The sequence below is a fragment of the Stenotrophomonas genospecies 5 genome, assembly GCF_054473825.1.
The window spans coordinates 689,391-707,564 of the sequence record NZ_JBTMUW010000001.1 but is presented as its reverse complement, the minus strand read 5'-3'; the positions used below and the strand labels follow the sequence as shown (position 1 = coordinate 707,564).

Sequence of the window (18,174 nt, the reverse complement as noted above, 5' to 3'; positions counted from 1 at the left end):
CCACCGGACCGGCAAGATATCGCCATGTCCCGCAGGCCGATGGAACGGTGATGACTGACCGCCCTTACAGGAACTACCGCTTCGGGATAGGCGTGTCGCTGGTGCTGGCGGCGTTCATCGCCACCCTTTCGCTCATCGCCGTGGCCACCCCCAATCTGGGTTGGGGCGTTGTGGCGCTGGCCACCCTGGCGATCTGGGTGGGCGTACCGTTGCTGCTGGTGCTTGCGCTGGCGTGGCTGCGCTACATGGTACGGGACCGTGGCCAGGTGCCCGGCCGCGTGCACGCTGTGATGTTCGTGCCCACCGCCGCAGCCATGCTCATCGTTCCGCTGTGGCACTCCCTGCAGAACACCTGGGACAGCCTCGCCGGCGGCTCGCGTGCCGCCATCGCGGAACTGCACGTCAATCTCAGCGGGCAACCGCTGTGGCTGGAAACCTCGCCGTATGCATCCACCGGCTCCGGCGCTGGCCCGGACCTGCCCATGCAGGGCGACACGCCCGAACGTTTCATCACCTTCCACCGCTACCCCAACGCGCAGTCCGATGCAGACAGGGCATTCCCGTATGAAGACGGGCGCCTGAAGCGCTCGGTGGACCACTACCGCTACGCCACGCCCTCCGGAGATCGTGCCGTCACCGACGTGCCCCTGCTGCGCCGCCCCTATCCAGACCTTGCGCCCTTCAACGCGGCATGGAGGCGCCCGGGCACGCCGGAACTGGTGCACCTCTATTACCACTACCGCGATCATGTGGAGGTCGCGCCCGCGCTCGCACGCCTCAGCGGCGCTACCGCAGATGATCTGGAGCGCAGCCGCTTCGAAGGCATGGTGCTGTTCAAGATCCACAACTACGGCGGCGCGCCCATCGTGCGGATGGAGGTCAATGGCATCGCACTGGACATCGGAGACGGCGCCATCGCCAGCATCCGGACGCCGCCCGCGGACTGCACCGCGTACGGCTACCCGGAGGGCGCCGCTCTGCTTCCGCTCGATCAGCCCTTGCAGGTCCGCTGGCAGACCAGCAGCGAGCCGATGCGCTGGCACAGCGCCCGCGTGCAGGTACCGGCGTTCCGCACGCCGCAGCCCCTGGAGGGCCAGTCAACCCTGCAGCGCGTGCTGCTGTATGTGCTGCCCGATGACGCGCTGGCCGCCGAACGCTACGCGGAAATATTCGACCGCGATACGCGGCGCGGCATCCGCGCTACCGGCCTGCCCGCGGCGGCCGCTGCGGTGGCCACCTGCGGCAGCGCCTACGCCACCTATGGCGAAGACGCGCCGCCGCCGCTGGCAGACTGAGCAGCGTCGCCGCAGCGCCTGTTCTCAGCGGCGGCCACGCATCCGCCAGCACTGTGCGATGAAACCGAGCACGAACACCACGAAACACCCCAGCAAGGTCTGCAGCACGACCGGAGCCATCGGCGCGGCCGCAATCGGATGTGCCACCGGGATGCGGGTCAGCGTTTCATTCACGCCCGGCACCAGCGACAGCAGGAAACTGAACGACAACGCGAAGGTGGACAGATACCGCGCCGCCCGCCCCAGGAAGCGCAGGCGCGCGGCTAGCACGCCGCCGAAAGCAACCAGCAGCACGATCACGCCAAAGGCGTGGCCGGGATTGAGTCCGCCCGTGCTGGACACGGTGAACGAGGTTGCCACCGACAACACCAGGCCCAGCAGGTAGAGCTTGCCGGCACGCGTGGCCGGATCGATGGCGCGGTGGCGGACGAAGCCATAGAGACCGGCCACGATGGGAAGCAGGCTGACGGCAGTGTGGATGACGCCGAGGGCGGACAGCGGGTGTGGCATGGGAGTGCTCCGTTGGGATTAAACAAACCTACTAGTAGGTAGGCATGGTGGGCAAAAAGAAGACCCGCGTTGCCGCAGGCCTTCCGCATACAGTTCTCAGGCAGCGCTCACCCGCGCGATCGCCAGCCGCGCCAGGGCCGCGAAGGTCGCCGCATCGCCAAACCCCCGCGCCGCCAGCATCGCACCGTGCACGGACGCCATGAACGCCTTGGCTTCGTCGCCCGCCGGGCCCTGCAGGCGCAGCTGCCCCTGCGCAGCGCCCTTCAGCAGGGTACGGGTCAACCACTCGGTCAGGTCCTCGAAGTGGCCGCGCACCTCCTCGGCAATCTCCACCGGGATCATCGGTGCTTCCGCGGCCAGCATCGCGCAGATGCAGAACGACGCCGTTCCGCCGGCAATGCAGCTGGACCAGTAATCGACATAGGCGTTGAGCTCCAGCAGCGGATCACCCAGCTGCCGGTCCAGCAGTGCCAGTCCCTCGCGCGCCTCGGCCCGGTACAGCACCACCACCGTGCGCACCAGATCGGCCTTGCTGGGGAAGTGGTGATGGATGCTGGCCTTGCTGATGTTCACCCGCGCGGACACGTCCGCGTAGCTGAAACCGTTGTAACCACCGGCTTCCAGCAGGGAACGGGCCTGCGCCAGAATCTCCAGCGCCTTCGGGGACAGCGACTCTTTCATGGCGAAAACCTACTAGTAGGTAGATAGGCCTGTCAACGGGCCGACCCGCGCCGTTCAGTGGGAAGACACATACAGCGCACCGGCTGGCGCGGGCGGCACCGCGAAGCTGCGCCGCATCCGCGCCACTTCCGCCGCCGGCGGCAGGCCGAACAGACGCTTGAACTCCCGGTTGAACTGCGACGGGCTGGCATACCCCACCGCCAGCGACGCCGCTTCGGCGGTCATCCCCTGGCGCAGCATCAGCAACCGCGCCTGGTGCAGGCGCGTGGACTTCACGTACTGCATGGGCGAAGTGCCGGTGACGTCACGGAAGTGATCGTGGAAGGTCGCCACGCTCATCCCCGCCTCCGCCGCCAGGTGTGCCACGTCCAGCGCCGTGGCATAGGCCGCATGGATCTGCCGCAACGCCCGGCCGATGCTGCCGAAACGGCCGCGCATGGCCAGCGCCTCACGCATCGCAGCGCCCTGCGCGCCGGTCAGCACGCGGAAGTACACCTCGCGCACCAGCGCCGGGCCCAGCACCGCCGCTTCCCGCGTGTCGCCCAGCGCATGCAGCAGCCGTATCACCGTGGCCTGCATCGGCGGGTCCATCGGGCTGGCCATCATGCTGCGCGCGTGTGTCTGCCCCGGCGCCTCATGCGCGTCCAGCGCAAGCAACAGCTCCGCCGCCAGTTGCAGGTCCAGGTGCAGGTAGATCGCCAGCAACGGCGCCTCCGCCAACGCGTCGGTTTCCATGGTGAACGGCACCGGCACCGACACCGCCAGGTAGTGCTGCGCGTCGTACTGGTAGACCTGCCCGCCCAGGTAGCCGCGCTTGACGCCCTGGCAGACGATCACGATGCCCGGGTCGTACAGCACCGGCGTGCGCGCCAGCGGCCGGTTCGAGCGCAGCAGGCGTACGCCCGGCACGGCGGTGAGCGTGTAGCCCTCCTCCGGCGCCAACGCCTGCAGCAGCCCCACCATGCGCGCCTGCGCATCCTGCTGCACCGGATCATCGCCAGACCGCACCGCACACCTCAGAGGAATAGGCAAGATCGGCCGAAGCTTAGGCCTGTAGGGCATCCCCCACAAGCACTACTGTGCAAGCACGCTTTCCATGAGGCCATCACCATGTCCCCCTCCCGTCTGCTGCTCATCACCGGCGTCAGCAGCGGCTTCGGCCGCGCCCTCGCCGAACAGGCCCTGCAGGCCGGCCACCGCGTGGTCGGTACCGTGCGCAACGAACCGGCCCGCCAGGCGTTTGAATCCCTCGCCCCCGGCCGCGCGTTCGGCCGCCTGCTGGACGTCACCGACCACGCCTCCATCGACGCGCTGGTCGATGCCATCGAAAGCGGCATCGGCGCCATCGACGTGCTGGTCAACAACGCCGGCTATGGCCACGAAGGCATCCTCGAGGAATCCACGCTGGACGAACTGCGCCACCAGTTCGAGGTCAACGTGTTCGGCCCCGCCGCGCTCATCAAGGCCGTGCTGCCGCATATGCGCGCGCGCCGCCGTGGCCACATCCTCAACATCACCTCGATGGGCGGCTTCATCACCCTGCCCGGCATCGCCTGGTACTGCGGCAGCAAGTTCGCACTGGAGGGCGTCAGCGAGGTGCTGGGCCAGGAAGTGGCCGCGTTCGGCATCCACGTCACGGCCGTCGCGCCGGGATCGTTCCGCACCGACTGGGCCGGCCGTTCGATGGTGCGTGCACCGCGCAGCATTGAAGATTACGACGCCTTGTTCGACCCCATCCGCCGTACGCGCGAGGCCAAGAGCGGCCATCAGCTGGGCGATCCGGAAAAGGCGGCGCAGGCCATGCTGAAGATCATCGACGGCGACGCACCGCCCAGCCACCTGCTGCTGGGCAGCGATGCCGTGCAACGTGTGCGTGACAAGCTGCAGGCCATGTCCAGCCGCATCGACCAGTGGGAGGTCGTGAGCCGATCCACCGACGGCGGTTGACATGCAGGTATTTACCTGCCTATTCTGTCCGCCATGGATGCAGACAAGGTGTTCAAGGCCCTGGCCGACCCCACGCGCAGGACGTTGCTGGACCTGCTCTGCGCCGACAACGGCCAGGCGTTGGGCCAGCTGTGCGAACACCTGGACATGGCCCGGCAATCGGTCACCCAGCACCTGGGCCTGCTGGAAGACGCCAACCTCATCAGCACGGTGCGCCGTGGCCGCGAGAAGCTGCACTTCATCAACCCGGTGCCGCTGCATGACGTCTACGAGCGCTGGGTACGCAAGTTCGAGCAGCAGCGCCTGAGCCTGCTGCATGACCTGAAACGAGAACTGGAAGGAGAATGACGATGTCCGCAGCGTCCACCCGCTTCATCCACGTGATCTACATCGCTTCCACGCCACAGAAGGTGTTCGAGGCCATCACCCGGCCCGAGATCGCCCGCCGTTACTGGGGCCACGAGAACGTGTCGGACTGGAAACCCGGCTCGCGCTGGCAGCATGTGCGCGCCAACGACACGCGCTCGGTCGAGCTGGTCGGCGAAGTGGTGGAAAGCACCCCACCCTCGCGGCTGGTCATCACCTGGGCTGCGGCCTCGCAGGCCGACAACCCGGACAGCTACAGCCGCGTCACCTTCGAGATCGTGCCCTACCAGGACATGGTGCGGCTGACCGTCACCCACGACGATCTGGAACCCGGCAGCGGCATGGATACCGGCATCCGCCAGGGCTGGCCGATCGTGCTGTCCAGCCTGAAATCGTTGCTGGAGACCGGCAAGGGTCTGGACGTGTTTGCCAAGCCGAGCTGACCGGTGAGGTGTCTGGCCGCAGTCACTTCAACGCCGGGTCGATGACCGGAAGCAGCCCGAGATCCACCAGGCTCATCTCGACCTGGTTGGCCTGTTGCACGGCATGCGGGTCGGCAAGATCGAGTACGTCGGTGGCGAGGATGAGTGTTCCGTTGCCCCGTCGCTCAAGCTTTGCCGCAGCAGGAACCTGATCACGGGTGAGCGCCTCATCCACATATCCCATCCAGCCCAGGAACTCACGATGGGGAGACGGTGCTCGATGCAGGCTGTAAAGCAGTAGATCAGCACCCACACGCTGTTTCACGTTCGTCTGTATCAAACACACATCGGGCCGCTTGGACATCGCATCCAGAATCGTCCACAGCACGCGCGATGGCCGCTCGAAGACCACCTCCACATCGCTGATGCTGATCCGAATCGAGCCAAAGCTTGGAGAGATCGCCAGCCCAACCCGTCCGCGCGCCCTCCAGCTCGCCTCATCTCCCGCGTTCGTCAACAGCAGGCCGGGAGCGCCGGCATGCCGAAGCTCTGGAAACTCGGCATCGTCCGCTTCCATTCGGGCGATGATCCTCGATCGCTCTACGAATGACACGAAATGGTCCTTCGGCCCTTTCGGCATGCCCCACCATTGCCGGAAATCAGGCGTGAGCTCTCCAAGATTCTCGATCAATGCAGCCGAATAGGCGTATGCCTCTGAGAGAGACAGCCTCTGTGGGACGAACTTCACGGTCAAGGTAACGATCATCTCAAATGGCACCCAGCACGTAAGGGGTATGGCGCGCACTCTCAGTTGGAATCCCGGCTTCAATTCCAGCAATGAAAGCGACGACGTCCATGAAGTGCCACTCAAGCTTCCCTCTAGGCATTGCAGGGGCGACGAGCGCGGATTGCACTCTGTAACTTTTGAGCCAGGACTCAGTTACGGCAAACGTAAATGGCGTTGCATCACGGCCATATTCGTCGAAGAATTTTTCAAAGTTGGCCTTCGCTTCAACCACGGTACACCGATCTCGCCAGAAGCCATCAAACGAGGTACCTCCGTATAGCCATTCAAGGGTGGTGTACTCTCCGCCCTTGCCAAAGAACCCCTTTACGACTTCTACGCCAATGCTCACGATCTGGTCAGCACTATCGCCTCGGCGTACATAGCCAAACCGCTCCGGACCGGCAAACATGTTGGCGATCTGTAGCTGGTAGTCATAGTTGATGCGTGTGCTCAAGGTTATGTATCTCGGCGTCGGCGGCTGCCCCACTCGCCCATTTCCCAGCAAGCACTGATTGCACTCGCTGTGGTCTGGCACATCAGAGCAGTCTGCTTCTCGACTTCGGACGTCTGGCTTGTCCTTGACGGCGTCGTTCGCCGCGGTGGCCGCGGCTGCCGCTGCCGCCGCCGCAGCGGCTCTCTCGGCCAGCTTGCCTATGCCCCAACGAACAGGAACCGCAACCATCACTCCTCTCCCTTCGGCCACCGATGCAAGGCGGCCAAGGCGCCGAGCACATCAGCCGCCTTGGTGCTCGGATGCTCCGCGTGGCGAATCGCGATATCCACTTCAGCATTGCGATGAAGCTCACCACCACTGCCGACATCCGTTTTCGTCCAGGCAACGAGCACCGGAAGGTGGGTGATGCCCAACTCGTAGGCCGCGTAGGCATAACAGCGATCGGTTTCCGCAAGAAGTGCGGCGTCACCCATGCCAAGGACCCGTTCGGGCATGTCACGACGAATCTCGCCAGCAAGCTTGGGGAGGAAATCGAACAGATCAGGCAAGCGCAGCAACGCCTCCTGCCTGGCACTGAACGTCAGCATCAGCTTTTCTCCACAACGTCGCGATCCAGCTGCCACTGCTGCCCCTGCAGCCAGACTGACCACCGGAGGAATGGCGCCATGAACGCTCTCTTCTGTTCACGCGTCATGACGGTCCACACACGATACAAGGCGCGTCCATCCCAGAACCGGAACAGCGCCAAGCCTCCATCTGACAGCCGTACGTCCAGGCGGGCTTGAAGATGCTCGATGACGGCGCCAACCGGCTCGTCACTGGTCACCCAGCACACCCGTCCCGGACGCGCCTCAAGATTCAGCAGCCATCGGCGCACCCATCCATCGCCATTCAACTGGATCAGCCAAGGCCCAACATCGGCGCTGCTGGCTTCAGGCTGATGTTCAAAGAGCGGCCACGCAATGCCCGATGTGGCATAACCCCCCAGAACATTGGCAATCTGCGGGGACGCAGCGGCGTCAACAATGGCGTATTCCATATTCATCTCCGCAGGTAAGCGGCACCGCTCCTTGCCGCCGCCAGAAGGCATTCCCGGCAGACCGGCTCCTTTGGGGTCGAGTGCACCGTGAACTCGTCGGGCGGTGGCGCGGGAGCCGTGGCATCCCCTTCCGACGTGGCAGGTGCCAACGCACCAGCAGCCGCGATGTGGGCCGTCTGCTGGGCGCCCGCCAGCAGGCTGCATCCGCAGGCCAGCCGATCGCCGTCGCGCGCAACCGGCTGCCCATCCACAATCCAGGAATCGTCCCCGGTCACGATCGGAAAGATGCCCTGATGCTTGGGGCATGTCGCGCGGTCGGACATACGTGCTACGGCGTGCCCGTTGATATCAGTAAACGCAGAGCCCGTGATAACGCGCCCTCCGCCACTGGTTGCATCCCCGACGACCACAATCAATCGACCCATATCAGTTCCACACGAAGCAGGCACCGACCTTTCCAGCCAGCTGCGCGAAGCTACCGAAGCCGATGACAGGACTTCCAGGCGCGAAACGGCGGCGATCTACCTGCAATCCCGCAAGTGGATGAGCCACAAGGAGAATTCTGGAATCGTGTAAACACAACCACCTCTCACATGCGGCAGAATGCGTCTCCAGTGAAGGGCGAACACGTCACCATGAGCGAGCAGCCGGCCTGATCGACCCAAAACGTCCGCAACAGGGGCCGCCCTAGCTCGCTCCCTCCCCCCACCCCGCTCAACGCACACCACCCACTCCACCCCCATGCACCCGCACCTGGAAAAGATCGGCGACACCACCCTCCTGCGCGCCCATGACCAAGGCCCCTTGCTGGATGCCAGCGGCCTGCGCGACCTCGTCGGCGACGCGCTGGGTCACGATGCCGAGTGGATCGTGGTTCCCGTGCAGCGCCTCTCGCCGGACTTCTTCGATCTGCGTTCGGGCGTGGCCGGGCAATGGGTGCAGATGCTGGTGAACTACCGCCTGCGTTTTGCCGTGCTGGGGGATGTCAGCGCGCACCGGGCGCGCAGCGAATCACTGGATGCGTGGATCACCGAGTGCAATCGCGGGCGCGAGGGCTGTTTCGTGGCCGACTGGGACGCGCTGCGGGCGCGGCTTGCGGCGCCGGCCCGCTAGCCCGCGGTCCAGCCCCCGTCCACCGGCAGCGCCGTGCCGGTCATCTGCGCCGCGGCGTCCGAAGCCAGAAAGACCACGGTCTGCCCCAGCTGCTCGGGGGTGACGAACTGCAACGAGGGCTGCTTTTCGGCCAGCAGCGCACGCGCGGCAGACTCCTGATCGATGCCCTCGCGCTCGGCCAACGCGGTGATCTGCTGCTCCACCAGCGCCGTGCGCACCCACCCCGGGCAGAGGGCATTGGCGGTGATGCCGGTGCCGGCATTCTCCAGCGCGGTCACCTTGGTCAATCCCACCACGCCATGTTTGGCTGCCACATAGGCCGACTTGTTCACCGAGCCCACCAGCCCATGCGCCGAGGCGATGTTGATGATGCGCCCGGCGCCCTGCTGCTTCATGTAGGGCAAGGCCGCCGCCGTGGCATGGAACACCGCCGAGAGATTCAGCGCCAGGATCGCGTCCCACTTCTCTGCGGGAAATTCCTCGATCGATGCGGTGTGCTGGATGCCCGCGTTGTTCACCAGGATGTCGATACGCCCCATCCTCGCAACGGCGTTGGCGATCATGTTCCGTACGGCCTCGCCGCGGGAAAGATCGGCGCCGTCATGCGCCACCCGCACACCGAACTCCGCTTCGAGGTTGGCGCGGAGGCTCTCGATCTGCGCCGCATCGCCGAAGCCATTCAGCACGATGTCGGCGCCCTGTCGCGCCAGCGCCGTGGCGATACCAAGACCGATACCGCTGGTGGAGCCGGTAACCACCGCGACCTTTCCGTTCAACATGGGCGAGCTTCCATCACGTGCAGGGGGCCAGTGTAGCTCCGCAACTGCACGCCACGCGTGGATGCGCCCCTCTCGGCAGGAATTCATATTGGCTCTATAGTCGGCGCCATCCACCCAAGGATGGCTCGATGAACCCCAGCAAGGCCCTGCTGCCGGCGGCCCTCGCCGCACTGCTCGCTCCTTCCCTCAGCCAAGCCGCATCGCCCGAGCAGCTGGCAACGCCGCTCACCACTGGCAGTGTGCGCCTGGATATCGCCAGTGGCCGCGTGGAGGGCGATGCATGCCTGTCCAATCGCCCCGCCGACGCACAGAGCCACTTCGTGCTCAATGCCGGTCTGAACGTCGCACGGGTCACCGATGACGAGGGCAAGCCGGTCGGATTCGATGGCTGGTACGACCCGGGCGTGGATGGCGAGGCGCGCGTCTACACTCTGGCCGAGCACACGGCCACGCTCTGCGTGCAGTACGTGGGCGCGTTCCCGCTGTACCCGAAGCACGATGCCATGGGCGACTTCAAAGGCATGATGGCCTTCAACGGCGACAGCGCCCGTTTTACCGAGCAGTCTGCATGGCTGCCTCAGGCGTTCGACCCCAAGGCCCGCGTGCGCGGCAGCGAAAGCCGCTACGACCTGCAGGTGGACTGCCGCGGCTGCCGCTTCCTGTACCTCAATGGCAGCCCCGCCATCGAAGGCACGCAGGGCCGCTTTCGCAGCGACAACGCGCGGCCCATCCTGCTGTTCGGTGGCAGCGGCCCGATCACCCACACCGCGCAGGTCACCCTCCTCAACGAGAGCCTGCCCACGCCCAAGGTCGACGCGCTGTCCCGCGTCGTGCAGCAGGTGGCCGACGTGCACGCGCGCTACATGGGCGTGCCGCTGGCCGACCGCCCCACCTTCCTGCGCATGGTCACGCTCAACCAGGCCGAGCGCGACCGCGACGGCAGCGAATGGGGCTTTGCCACCTGGCCGACCATCGCCATGAGCGGCAGCATCGGCAACGTGGCCGATTCGCTGCTGGCCGGCGGTGAACAGGCCGAACGGCGCGTGCAGTACGTCGCGCACGAAATGGGCCATTACTACTTCGGCACGCTCAACCGTCCGCAGGGGCCGTACTACTGGGTGCTGCTGGAATCCAGCGCCGAATTCCTGTCGATCAAGGCGCTGCGTCAGATCAGTGGTGACGCTGCGGCGGACCACTATGTTGCAAGGTTGCAGGCCACCGTCGATGCGCTCGATACGCCGCTGCCGGCGCTTGATGCCGTCGATGGCCACTCGGACCTGGGCGAGATGTATCGCTACGTCTATGGTCCGTTGCTGCTACTTTCGCTGGAAAAGCAGGTGGGTGAGGCGAAGATGCAGGCCTTCATGCGCGGGCTGCTGGCCGCGCCTTCACCGAAAGACTGGGCGGAGCTGCAGGCCATTGCACTGAAGGCCAGTATCGATGCCGAGGCCTGGCAGCACTGGCAGGCCAGCTGTGTGGCAGGGGGCAGGCCGAGGTGCCAGTAGATCCGCACCATGTGTGGACGGCCCTACCCCATCGCCCCATCACTTCCAGTGATCCGGCCCCAGGAACGGCAGGCTCAACACAAATACCGGAACCGCCACAGGGATCAATGCGGCGCCCAGCACCTTGCCCGCCGCTGACCCCACGCCCGGCCTGTCCTCCCGCTCCGGCAGGATACGCTCGGCGCGCGCGTTGATCGGCTGCGCCAGCGCCGCCTTCTCCGCCAGCGCCGCAGCGTGCGGCAACTGCACGCGTTCGCCATCGCCCTCGAACAACGCGCTGTAATAGCTGCCGCCCTTCTTTGAAAGGTCGCAGGCGCGATCAAAGGCCAGCGAGTAACGGGTCCGCTCCAGCGGCAGGTAGTAGCGCGCGCGCTCATCGACCACCTTGGCTTCGCGCGGTGTGACGTCAATCCGTTCCAGCCTGAACTGCGCCGCCTGTTGCGGCGTCACCTGCTCCGGCCGCAGCAGCAGCGCGTAGCTGCCATGCACCTTGGCCTTGTTGGCCGGGTCGCGCCAATCCTCGTGGAAGTACATCTGCGCGCACACCACCGCCTCGCGCAGCGGGCTGTCCATCAGGGCGCGGTAGTCACGGAACGGCGCGGCATCGAAGCGCATCGGTTCGTCGTAGCGCGGCAGCAGATACAGCTGCCCATCGTCGGCCACGAAGGCACCGGTAATCTCGCGGATCGAGGTGTGCTGCTCCGGGCCGCTGGCGCACCCGGACAGCAGGCCCAGGCACAGGGCGGAGAGAATGAAGAAGGACGTTCGCATGTCGTGTCGAGGGCTTCCCTGGCAAAGGGCCTCGCCAGAACGCGCGAGGCCAATCCGCCATGGTGCCACGCCGGCCATCACACGCCCAATCAACCGGCTTACTTCAGCCGTTCAAGCAGCCGCTGCCCCACTTCCAGCGCCGAGGCCGGGTTCTGCCCGGTAATCAGCTCGCGGTCCACCACCACATGGCCGGTCCACGGCGTTGTGTTGCTGCTGAACGTCGCACCCGCCCGCTGCAACGCGGTCTGCGGGTAGAACTTCATCTCGCCGCCGCCCAGCAGCGGCTTGGCCTGTTCTTCTTCCTGGTTGCTGATCACCGTCATCCGGTAGCCGCTGTAGATCCACTTCGGCGTGGCCGGCGTCGCGCCCGCGTCCAGCTTTGCCACGAAGCCATCGGCATCCGGCAGCGTCGACAGCAGCGCGATCGGCCCGTGGCAGACCAGCGCGGTGGTCTTGTTGCGCTGGTGGAAGTCGGCCAGCAGCCGGCCCAGCGCCGGGCTCTTCAGCAGGTCCTGCATCGGCGCGTGGCCACCGGGAATGTAGACCGCATCGAAACGGGCATAGCCCTGCTGCTCGATGCGCGCCAGGCTGACCACCGGTGAGGTCGTCGGCGAGGTCAGTGCCAGCTTCTCCAGCAGGTCCTTGTGCAGCGTCAGCTGCGCGGCATCGTTGCCGAAGTACGCCGCCGTCACCGAGGACGCATCCACCGTCGGCGCCCGCCCCTGCGGCGTGGCGAAGGTCACCTCGTGGCCGGCGTCCAGCAGCAGCTTGACCGGCTGCATCAGCTCGTTGAGATAGAAGCCGGTGGACAGCACCTTGCCGTCCTTCAGGTCCAGGTGGTTTTCGTCGGACAGCACCACCAGCACGTTGGCGGCCTGCGCGCCGCTGGCGGCCAGGGTCAGGGCCAGCGCTGCGGCCAGCCGGGTCATCGGGTTCATGGGGTAGCTCCTATCGGGGAATGGCGGCCACTTTATTCATCGCCCCAGCGGCGATAAATTGGCGCCATCGCAAAACATCTGTTCCCCGGAGAGCCAAATGAGCCGCAAGTTCGACTATCTGGGCGATGTGGAGGTGTTCCTGGCGGTGGTGGAGCACGGCTCGTTCACGGCGGGCGCGGTGGCGCTGTCCACCACGCCGTCGGTACTGAGCCGCGCGGTCACCCGTCTGGAAGCGCGGCTGGGCCGGCAGCTGCTGCAGCGGACCACCCGCCGCGTGGGCCTGACCGACGCCGGGCGGCTCTATCGGGAACAGGTGCGCACGGCCTTTGGCCTGCTGGACGACGCCGAGCGCGACGTACTGGCCCAGGACGGTGCGCTGGCCGGCCGCGTGCGCCTGAGCGTGCCGACCACCTATGGTCACTACCGGCTGCCGCCCGTGCTGGCGCGCTTTGCGCAGCAGTACCCGCAGGTGCAGGTGGAACTGAACATCACCAACCGCAACGTGGACCTGGTGGCCGAGGGTTTCGACCTGGCCATCCGCCTGGGCCAGCTGCCGGACAGCGGGCTGGTGGCGCGAAAGCTGGAGGACGCGCCGCTGCTGCTGGTTGCCGCGCCGGACTACCTGCAACGCCGCGGCACGCCGCAGACGCTGGACGACCTGCAGCAGCACCTGTGCCTGCCATTCGTGATGCCGCGTACCGGGCGGTTGGCGCCGTGGATCTTCCGCGACGACGGGCGCGACGTGGACTGGCTGCCGCGTTCGTCCATCGAGACCTCCGACGATGTGCTGGGCGTGGTGTCGCTGGCCGAACAGGGCATCGGTATCTGCCAGAGCTATGAGTTCATCGTGCGCGAGCGGTTGCGGCGCGGGCAGCTGGTGGAGGTGTTGCCGCAGCTACGCGGGAGATCGCGGCCGTTCTCGGTGATCTATGCGCCGCATCGGCGGCAGTCGGCGGCCGCGCGGGCGATGATTGAGCTGCTGGTGGGGAGTGCGGCGGAAGCTGGGGGCGGCCTTGGTTGAGGGTGCGATGCCTGCTGGCGGTGTCGTGATTGAACCGATTTTTCAGGTGCGCGGGTGATCGGGCGGTGTCGCCATCCGATTTTGAGCCGAAAGCGGTGTTAAGAAGGCTGTCGCGCTATTCGCTTGTGGCGTGGGCAATTACGCCAGTTTGATTCGCAATCAGCATGGTGACTGCGCGAATGCGTCTGGCGATGTCGCGTGCTGCACGAATGGTGCGTGCCACAATAGTTCTTCGCTCTCGATTCCTGCGATTTCTTCGGGAATTTCTATTGGCATTCGGAGCGACGGCGTAAACACCATGACGCGCCACCGACAACGGGTGGCTACGGGTCTGCAAACCCGTGACGATTGCTGTGCCTGTTGTTTACGCTTGCCCGTCGGCACCGTACTTGAACGGTGCCGGCGGGCAATCCGTCGGCCTCTATGGCGGGCGGTGCGTGGGGGTCTTCGGACCCACCGGTCATGGCACTACTTCGTCCCGGTTTGCAGCCACGCATCGTCCGCCACCCCGCCTACGCGGTGGCGCTGTCAAACACAGCCAGGGAAACCGACGCCATGAACGATTCCGAGAACTTCTCCTCGTATACATCCGTTGAGCCCATCAACGACGACACCCCACCGCCCGACCTCAACTCCCTGATCGGCATCCTCAAGCGCATCCGCCGCTGCGAAGGCGCCGATGGGTTGCCTTGGCCGGAGAACGATGTGTCGCCTGGACGCCGAGTCAGCCTCGCGAGGAGTGAGCGCGCGATGGTGGGGGCGCTGACCGTGCTGGAGGTGCTGCACGCCGCAGATCGCTGCCGGGTGGCGGCTGACCCGGAGCGGCATTTGGATGAGGGGGTGGTGGATGGGTTGTTTCTGGCTTGCAGGGGGTTGGTTGAGTGGGCTTGCCGGGAGGTTCGGCCGGAGTGAAAGAGCGGTGTCTGAGGAGACCGGTCCCAGAGTGTTCTGGTAGAAGGCAGGCCAAGCGCAAACAGCAGCGCTAAACTCTCCAAGGCCTTCAATGGACCAGGCTTGTGTATGATTCAGCGCGGCTCATCGCTATGCGGCCAAGATGTGTAAAGGCTACTTGGAGCAACTGGCACTTGTTCAAGCTCAAGACGTCCGATTGACCCGTGCCAGCTTTTCTGCAGAATATGAGGCTACTAAGGAGAGCGGCCCATGAATCTTGAACGCCAGCGCCAGCTGCGCAACTATGTGCATGATTCCAGGCAAGCACTGCTCAACTCGAGCCTCGATAGTGCCCTCGCCCCAGCTATCTCCCTTATCGGAGATGAGGCTAATCGAGCGATCATTGCTTTGCTCGGCCGGACAGAGCGGAGGAACGATGGCATCTTTTTTTCTGGTGCAGCTTGGGCGTCTCGCCTGATCAACTCCCTACCTCCCGGTCCTTTCAAGCGATATGTCGATCCGAGCTGCGGGGTCGGTGACCTACTGCTTGAGGCAGCGAGACGACTACCCTTAGGGATAGATTTATCATCCACACTGGCGATTTGGTCGCGAAGTTTCCATGGCATGGACCTACACGCCCCGCTTGCACAAATGGCGTGGAGTAGGCTGCAAGCGCTCGCAATGCACCTTCATCCTGTTGAAGGCGTGAAGGCAGCTCCTGCGTATATTGATCACACTGAGAGTTTCCGTCAGCTCAACTCTCTCGAGGATTCATGGGGCCTGATGCCTGGTGATTGCGTGCTGATGAATCCCCCCTATAACCCAGTTATAAGCCCGGAGTGGTCTACCACAAGCCGAGGCAGGGTAACAGCCGCCGCACTTTTCCTGGAGCGTGCCGTTGCTACTGCTCCCCCGGGCACAGTCATAGCCGCATTGGTTCCAGAAGTGCTGAGGAGTGGAACCAGATTTGAAAAGCTGCGTGGATTCGTCGAACAGCGATGCCAGATCCACGAATTCTCTCCTCAAGGGAGATTTAGCTCTGAGGCTGACATAGACGTATCCATCATCTCATTGACGGTGCGGGACGCTCCACTTGAGGTTGCTCCCCCAATAGAAATCGACGGCTCGGGGCTCACTCTGGCCGAGATCGCGGACGTGCATGTAGGGTCTATTGTCCCGCACCGCGCCGTTTCCTCTAAGCTACGCAGGCCATATTTGGATGTAGATGGAGCGCCTGTGTGGGCAGAAATTTACCCTTCTGTGCAGAAAAAGCTGTCCGGGCGTGCGTTTAAGCCTCCCTTCGTGGTTATTCGAAGAACATCGGGGCCGAGCGACAAAGAGCGAGCAAGGGCAACCATCGTACGAGGAAGCAGCCCGGTAATTGTTGAAAACCACTTGCTTGTAATAAATCCAAAAAATAAAACATTGCGAAACTGTCGTCACATTATGCGTGTACTTCGCGACACGCGCACGACAGCATGGCTCAATGAAATGCTGAGATGCCGCCATTTGACAGTAAAGGTTATGAAGAAGCTTCCATTGTGGACGGAGACCTAGCATGGCCAGAGCATCACTGCGATTCGCGAGCGACTTGCTTCGGAGACTTGGAGAAGAGCTCAACCCATCCCCGGTCAACGGCATTATCGAACTTGTCAAGAATAGCTACGATGCTGATTCGACAACTTGCAATGTGACTCTTATCCAGCCACGCGAGCTCAATGGCACTGTTATACCTGGAAGTCTCACAATCGAGGACTGGGGTGACGGAATGACGGAGCAAGACTTCCGAGATGGATGGCTGGTAGTCGGAAGGTCACGGAAATCACGCACCAATACCACTCGACTGGGTCGACGTCCCGCTGGAGATAAGGGGCTCGGGCGCCTCTCCGCGCTGAGGATGGGGAGCTCGGTGCAAGTGACATCCATACCAAGAAAGCAAAAGAATAAACAGTTCCAGCTTTCTATTAATTGGCAGCGATTTGATCGAAGCCGTACGCCGAACGAAGTGCCCCTCAACCTTCGGACATCTGTAGCCGCAGAAGGCTCTCATCATGGTACTCGCATCGAAATCACCGGCATCCTTCGAAAGCTCGAAGCAAACGAGATTGAAAGGCTCAACCGGGGGTTATTAATAGTTTCAAATCCATTTGAGCAATCCGCCGAACCATTTAACATAAATCTAGTCATTGACCCACTCCCTCGAGGCCTTCTCCCAAAATTACCTGATCTATTCAACGCCGCCTCCTTCAGGCTAAAGGCCAGTGTTGCAAAAGATGGAAGCATGGCAGCCTCGCTTCTTGACGGCGCAGGGCAAGTACTAGCGACTGCGGATTCTTCAGACCTGGAGCAGAGATTTAAAGTGCACGGCCAAGGCGCGAGCCTTCACGCCCTCATACCTGCCGAGTTTAGTATTTGGATTTACTTGCTCCGATCAAGCGAATTCTCTGGCGGAGTAAAAGAGCTAAACGCTGTACGCAGCATGCTGCAGAATTTTGGCGGAGTTCACGTTTTCCTCGATGAAGTCCGAGTTGCACCTTACGGCGACCCTAATGATGATTGGGTTGGTATGGCCTCGATGCGAGCTTCTAACCCTGAATTCCTGCCACAACCCAGGACCGCTTTAGGCTATATAAAAATTAGCGATCAACCCGGGCTTCGACAAAAGACTGATCGATCTGGATTTCTTGAGAATCCATCAACTGATGCCTTGCGAGCATTCGCACGGGCGGCGCTAAGTTGGCAATCGATGGTGCGGGTGAGCTTTCGCGATAACACGGAAGATCATGAACGAAACTCAGCCAAGGAGGATAGAGAAAAACTCTCTGCTGAGCTTCAGGGGATAGTGGAGGGCCTTGAAGATGCTCCGAAAAAGCGCGCAAAGCAGCTCGTAAAGCGACTTTCTGAAATTTCAAACAGACAGGAGAACGTTCTCACTCGCGAGGTGGATTTGTATCGGGCTCTGGGGACCGCAGGCATTGCATCCAGCGTCTTTGCGCATGAGGCAGCAAATAATTCGCTCGCTAGAATTCGTAACAATACGACATCAATTCAGTTCAGGGCACAGAAGAACGGTATCGCTCTAACGAAGGAAATCAGTCCTCTTGTAGAGAGAATTACCAATGATGTAGACGGACTTTTGGCAGTTTCTCAGATAACGCTCTCACTTGTGAAGGCAAGACATCGTCGCCGGCAGAAGATCAGTGTATTCCCCATAATACGAGACGTTTTAGACCTATTCTCTCCGTACTTCGAACTAAGCAAGGTGGAAGTTCGACATTCAAACATAATGAAAGATTGGTCTTTAATGGGGTCCCGCGCAGCCTTAGAGTGCATCCTGGTAAACCTACTCACCAATTCAATGCAGGCGATGGAGCACGCAGGCACTGCCTCACCCTTGATTACAATTGAAGGCAGCTCGGCGCCCGGGAGGGCAATAATAAAGGTAAAAGACAACGGGCCTGGAATTCAGGATCTTCCACTGACGGACATCTGGCTTCCAGGAGAAACAACAAAGGAAGAGGGAACCGGCCTAGGCCTGACAATCGTAAAGGCATCTGTAAAGGATCTGGGTGGGACGATCAAAGCAGAGGCGTCGTGCGACTTGGGCGGTGCAGGTTTCCACATCACATTGCCATTGATTTAGAGACGGAGCTCG

21 protein-coding genes are annotated in these 18,174 nt (G+C 63.1%); 10 read left to right on the top strand and 11 right to left on the bottom strand.

The features are described 5' to 3' along the window. Positions 1-50: 50 nt before the first annotated feature. Positions 51-1,295, top strand: a complete 1,245-nt coding sequence (locus ACX9OW_RS03435) for a hypothetical protein (RefSeq protein ID WP_459061935.1) — start codon at positions 51-53, stop codon at positions 1,293-1,295. Between the two features lie 24 nt (positions 1,296-1,319). Here ACX9OW_RS03435 and ACX9OW_RS03430 read toward each other — a convergent pair whose 3' ends face one another. From ACX9OW_RS03430 to ACX9OW_RS03420, 3 genes are all read right to left on the bottom strand, one after another. Continuing rightward, positions 1,320-1,805 (bottom strand): hypothetical protein, encoded by a 486-nt coding sequence (locus tag ACX9OW_RS03430; RefSeq protein WP_053517571.1) that lies wholly within the window; start codon positions 1,803-1,805, stop codon positions 1,320-1,322. A 96-nt stretch (positions 1,806-1,901) separates the two neighbouring features. Then, a complete protein-coding gene (locus ACX9OW_RS03425; RefSeq protein ID WP_053517572.1) occupies positions 1,902-2,486 on the bottom strand; it encodes a TetR/AcrR family transcriptional regulator in 585 nt (194 codons plus the stop codon). A 54-nt stretch (positions 2,487-2,540) separates the two neighbouring features. Further along, positions 2,541-3,494, bottom strand: a complete 954-nt coding sequence (locus tag ACX9OW_RS03420) for an AraC family transcriptional regulator (protein WP_459061934.1) — start codon at positions 3,492-3,494, stop codon at positions 2,541-2,543. Between the two features lie 102 nt (positions 3,495-3,596). Here ACX9OW_RS03420 and ACX9OW_RS03415 point away from each other — a divergent pair, with 102 nt between their 5' ends. Genes ACX9OW_RS03415 through ACX9OW_RS03405 form a run of 3 tightly spaced genes read left to right on the top strand, consistent with a single transcriptional unit; the run spans position 3,597 to position 5,242 of the window. After that, on the top strand, positions 3,597-4,433 hold the full coding sequence (locus ACX9OW_RS03415) for an oxidoreductase (protein ID WP_459061933.1): 837 nt from the start codon (positions 3,597-3,599) through the stop codon (positions 4,431-4,433). 33 nt (positions 4,434-4,466) lie between these two features. Next, positions 4,467-4,781: an ArsR/SmtB family transcription factor gene (locus ACX9OW_RS03410; RefSeq protein WP_414487916.1), complete on the top strand. Its 315-nt coding sequence runs from the start codon at positions 4,467-4,469 to the stop codon at positions 4,779-4,781. Between the two features lie 2 nt (positions 4,782-4,783). Continuing rightward, positions 4,784-5,242 (top strand): SRPBCC family protein, encoded by a 459-nt coding sequence (locus tag ACX9OW_RS03405; RefSeq protein WP_074901428.1) that lies wholly within the window; start codon positions 4,784-4,786, stop codon positions 5,240-5,242. A 22-nt stretch (positions 5,243-5,264) separates the two neighbouring features. Here ACX9OW_RS03405 and ACX9OW_RS03400 read toward each other — a convergent pair whose 3' ends face one another. The 5 genes from ACX9OW_RS03400 to ACX9OW_RS03380 are packed head-to-tail and all read right to left on the bottom strand — an operon-like array spanning position 5,265 to position 7,926. After that, a complete protein-coding gene (locus ACX9OW_RS03400) occupies positions 5,265-5,987 on the bottom strand; it encodes a hypothetical protein (RefSeq protein ID WP_459061932.1) in 723 nt (240 codons plus the stop codon). A gap of 1 nt (position 5,988) precedes the next feature. After that, positions 5,989-6,690, bottom strand: a complete 702-nt coding sequence (locus tag ACX9OW_RS03395) for a Tox-REase-5 domain-containing protein (protein WP_065181358.1) — start codon at positions 6,688-6,690, stop codon at positions 5,989-5,991. Then, positions 6,690-7,049, bottom strand: coding sequence for a hypothetical protein (locus ACX9OW_RS03390; protein WP_459061931.1), 360 nt, complete (start codon positions 7,047-7,049; stop codon positions 6,690-6,692). Before ACX9OW_RS03390 ends, ACX9OW_RS03395 begins: the two co-directional genes overlap by 1 nt. After that, on the bottom strand, positions 7,049-7,501 hold the full coding sequence (locus ACX9OW_RS03385; RefSeq protein ID WP_459061930.1) for a DUF4123 domain-containing protein: 453 nt from the start codon (positions 7,499-7,501) through the stop codon (positions 7,049-7,051). The genes ACX9OW_RS03390 and ACX9OW_RS03385 overlap by 1 nt, the downstream gene beginning before the upstream one ends. 2 nt (positions 7,502-7,503) lie before the next feature. Continuing rightward, a complete protein-coding gene (locus ACX9OW_RS03380) occupies positions 7,504-7,926 on the bottom strand; it encodes a PAAR domain-containing protein (protein ID WP_180875923.1) in 423 nt (140 codons plus the stop codon). A gap of 316 nt (positions 7,927-8,242) precedes the next feature. On the opposite strand from ACX9OW_RS03380, the gene ACX9OW_RS03375 reads away from it, so the two are divergent. After that, positions 8,243-8,614: a DUF4180 domain-containing protein gene (locus ACX9OW_RS03375; protein ID WP_459061929.1), complete on the top strand. Its 372-nt coding sequence runs from the start codon at positions 8,243-8,245 to the stop codon at positions 8,612-8,614. Here the strand turns inward: ACX9OW_RS03375 and ACX9OW_RS03370 are convergent. Next, positions 8,611-9,393 (bottom strand): 3-hydroxybutyrate dehydrogenase, encoded by a 783-nt coding sequence (locus ACX9OW_RS03370; protein WP_459061928.1) that lies wholly within the window; start codon positions 9,391-9,393, stop codon positions 8,611-8,613. The two genes, ACX9OW_RS03375 and ACX9OW_RS03370, sit on opposite strands and share 4 nt — an antisense overlap. A 128-nt stretch (positions 9,394-9,521) precedes the next feature. Between ACX9OW_RS03370 and ACX9OW_RS03365 the strand changes: the two genes are divergently transcribed. Continuing rightward, positions 9,522-10,898, top strand: coding sequence for a M1 aminopeptidase family protein (locus ACX9OW_RS03365; protein ID WP_459061927.1), 1,377 nt, complete (start codon positions 9,522-9,524; stop codon positions 10,896-10,898). 39 nt (positions 10,899-10,937) lie between these two features. Here the strand turns inward: ACX9OW_RS03365 and ACX9OW_RS03360 are convergent, their stop codons facing one another. Both ACX9OW_RS03360 and ACX9OW_RS03355 read right to left on the bottom strand, forming a co-directional pair. Beyond that, a complete protein-coding gene (locus ACX9OW_RS03360) occupies positions 10,938-11,669 on the bottom strand; it encodes a hypothetical protein (RefSeq protein WP_459061926.1) in 732 nt (243 codons plus the stop codon). Between the two features lie 98 nt (positions 11,670-11,767). Next, positions 11,768-12,607, bottom strand: a complete 840-nt coding sequence (locus ACX9OW_RS03355) for a type 1 glutamine amidotransferase domain-containing protein (protein ID WP_459061925.1) — start codon at positions 12,605-12,607, stop codon at positions 11,768-11,770. Positions 12,608-12,704: 97 nt separating this feature from the next. On the opposite strand from ACX9OW_RS03355, the gene ACX9OW_RS03350 reads away from it, so the two are divergent. The 4 genes from ACX9OW_RS03350 to ACX9OW_RS03335 all read left to right on the top strand — a co-directional run bounded on the left by ACX9OW_RS03350 (position 12,705) and on the right by ACX9OW_RS03335 (position 18,162). Next, positions 12,705-13,628: a LysR family transcriptional regulator gene (locus tag ACX9OW_RS03350; protein ID WP_459061924.1), complete on the top strand. Its 924-nt coding sequence runs from the start codon at positions 12,705-12,707 to the stop codon at positions 13,626-13,628. 555 nt (positions 13,629-14,183) lie between these two features. Further along, a complete protein-coding gene (locus ACX9OW_RS03345; protein ID WP_065175061.1) occupies positions 14,184-14,540 on the top strand; it encodes a hypothetical protein in 357 nt (118 codons plus the stop codon). A gap of 249 nt (positions 14,541-14,789) precedes the next feature. Continuing rightward, positions 14,790-16,076: a DNA methyltransferase family protein gene (locus ACX9OW_RS03340; protein ID WP_459061923.1), complete on the top strand. Its 1,287-nt coding sequence runs from the start codon at positions 14,790-14,792 to the stop codon at positions 16,074-16,076. Between the two features lies 1 nt (position 16,077). Then, the gene (locus ACX9OW_RS03335) at positions 16,078-18,162 is read left to right on the top strand and encodes an ATP-binding protein (protein WP_459061922.1); all 2,085 of its coding nucleotides are present in this window, start codon (positions 16,078-16,080) and stop codon (positions 18,160-18,162) included. Positions 18,163-18,174: the final 12 nt, after the last annotated feature.

What these genes read in the sequence shown, in the direction of transcription:
- ACX9OW_RS03355 (WP_459061925.1), bottom strand. Translation starts at nt 12,607, where the DNA reads ATGAACCCGATGACCCGGCTGGCCGCAGCGCTGGCCCTGACCCTGGCC.
- ACX9OW_RS03335 (WP_459061922.1), top strand. Translation starts at nt 16,078, where the DNA reads ATGGCCAGAGCATCACTGCGATTCGCGAGCGACTTGCTTCGGAGACTT.
- ACX9OW_RS03415 (WP_459061933.1), top strand. Translation starts at nt 3,597, where the DNA reads ATGTCCCCCTCCCGTCTGCTGCTCATCACCGGCGTCAGCAGCGGCTTC.
- ACX9OW_RS03400 (WP_459061932.1), bottom strand. Translation starts at nt 5,987, where the DNA reads ATGATCGTTACCTTGACCGTGAAGTTCGTCCCACAGAGGCTGTCTCTC.
- ACX9OW_RS03365 (WP_459061927.1), top strand. Translation starts at nt 9,522, where the DNA reads ATGAACCCCAGCAAGGCCCTGCTGCCGGCGGCCCTCGCCGCACTGCTC.
- ACX9OW_RS03345 (WP_065175061.1), top strand. Translation starts at nt 14,184, where the DNA reads ATGAACGATTCCGAGAACTTCTCCTCGTATACATCCGTTGAGCCCATC.
- ACX9OW_RS03340 (WP_459061923.1), top strand. Translation starts at nt 14,790, where the DNA reads ATGAATCTTGAACGCCAGCGCCAGCTGCGCAACTATGTGCATGATTCC.
- ACX9OW_RS03435 (WP_459061935.1), top strand. Translation starts at nt 51, where the DNA reads ATGACTGACCGCCCTTACAGGAACTACCGCTTCGGGATAGGCGTGTCG.
- ACX9OW_RS03380 (WP_180875923.1), bottom strand. Translation starts at nt 7,926, where the DNA reads ATGGGTCGATTGATTGTGGTCGTCGGGGATGCAACCAGTGGCGGAGGG.
- ACX9OW_RS03390 (WP_459061931.1), bottom strand. Translation starts at nt 7,049, where the DNA reads ATGCTGACGTTCAGTGCCAGGCAGGAGGCGTTGCTGCGCTTGCCTGAT.
- ACX9OW_RS03375 (WP_459061929.1), top strand. Translation starts at nt 8,243, where the DNA reads ATGCACCCGCACCTGGAAAAGATCGGCGACACCACCCTCCTGCGCGCC.
- ACX9OW_RS03385 (WP_459061930.1), bottom strand. Translation starts at nt 7,501, where the DNA reads ATGGAATACGCCATTGTTGACGCCGCTGCGTCCCCGCAGATTGCCAAT.
- ACX9OW_RS03430 (WP_053517571.1), bottom strand. Translation starts at nt 1,805, where the DNA reads ATGCCACACCCGCTGTCCGCCCTCGGCGTCATCCACACTGCCGTCAGC.
- ACX9OW_RS03425 (WP_053517572.1), bottom strand. Translation starts at nt 2,486, where the DNA reads ATGAAAGAGTCGCTGTCCCCGAAGGCGCTGGAGATTCTGGCGCAGGCC.
- ACX9OW_RS03395 (WP_065181358.1), bottom strand. Translation starts at nt 6,690, where the DNA reads ATGGTTGCGGTTCCTGTTCGTTGGGGCATAGGCAAGCTGGCCGAGAGA.
- ACX9OW_RS03360 (WP_459061926.1), bottom strand. Translation starts at nt 11,669, where the DNA reads ATGCGAACGTCCTTCTTCATTCTCTCCGCCCTGTGCCTGGGCCTGCTG.
- ACX9OW_RS03350 (WP_459061924.1), top strand. Translation starts at nt 12,705, where the DNA reads ATGAGCCGCAAGTTCGACTATCTGGGCGATGTGGAGGTGTTCCTGGCG.
- ACX9OW_RS03370 (WP_459061928.1), bottom strand. Translation starts at nt 9,393, where the DNA reads ATGTTGAACGGAAAGGTCGCGGTGGTTACCGGCTCCACCAGCGGTATC.
- ACX9OW_RS03410 (WP_414487916.1), top strand. Translation starts at nt 4,467, where the DNA reads ATGGATGCAGACAAGGTGTTCAAGGCCCTGGCCGACCCCACGCGCAGG.
- ACX9OW_RS03405 (WP_074901428.1), top strand. Translation starts at nt 4,784, where the DNA reads ATGTCCGCAGCGTCCACCCGCTTCATCCACGTGATCTACATCGCTTCC.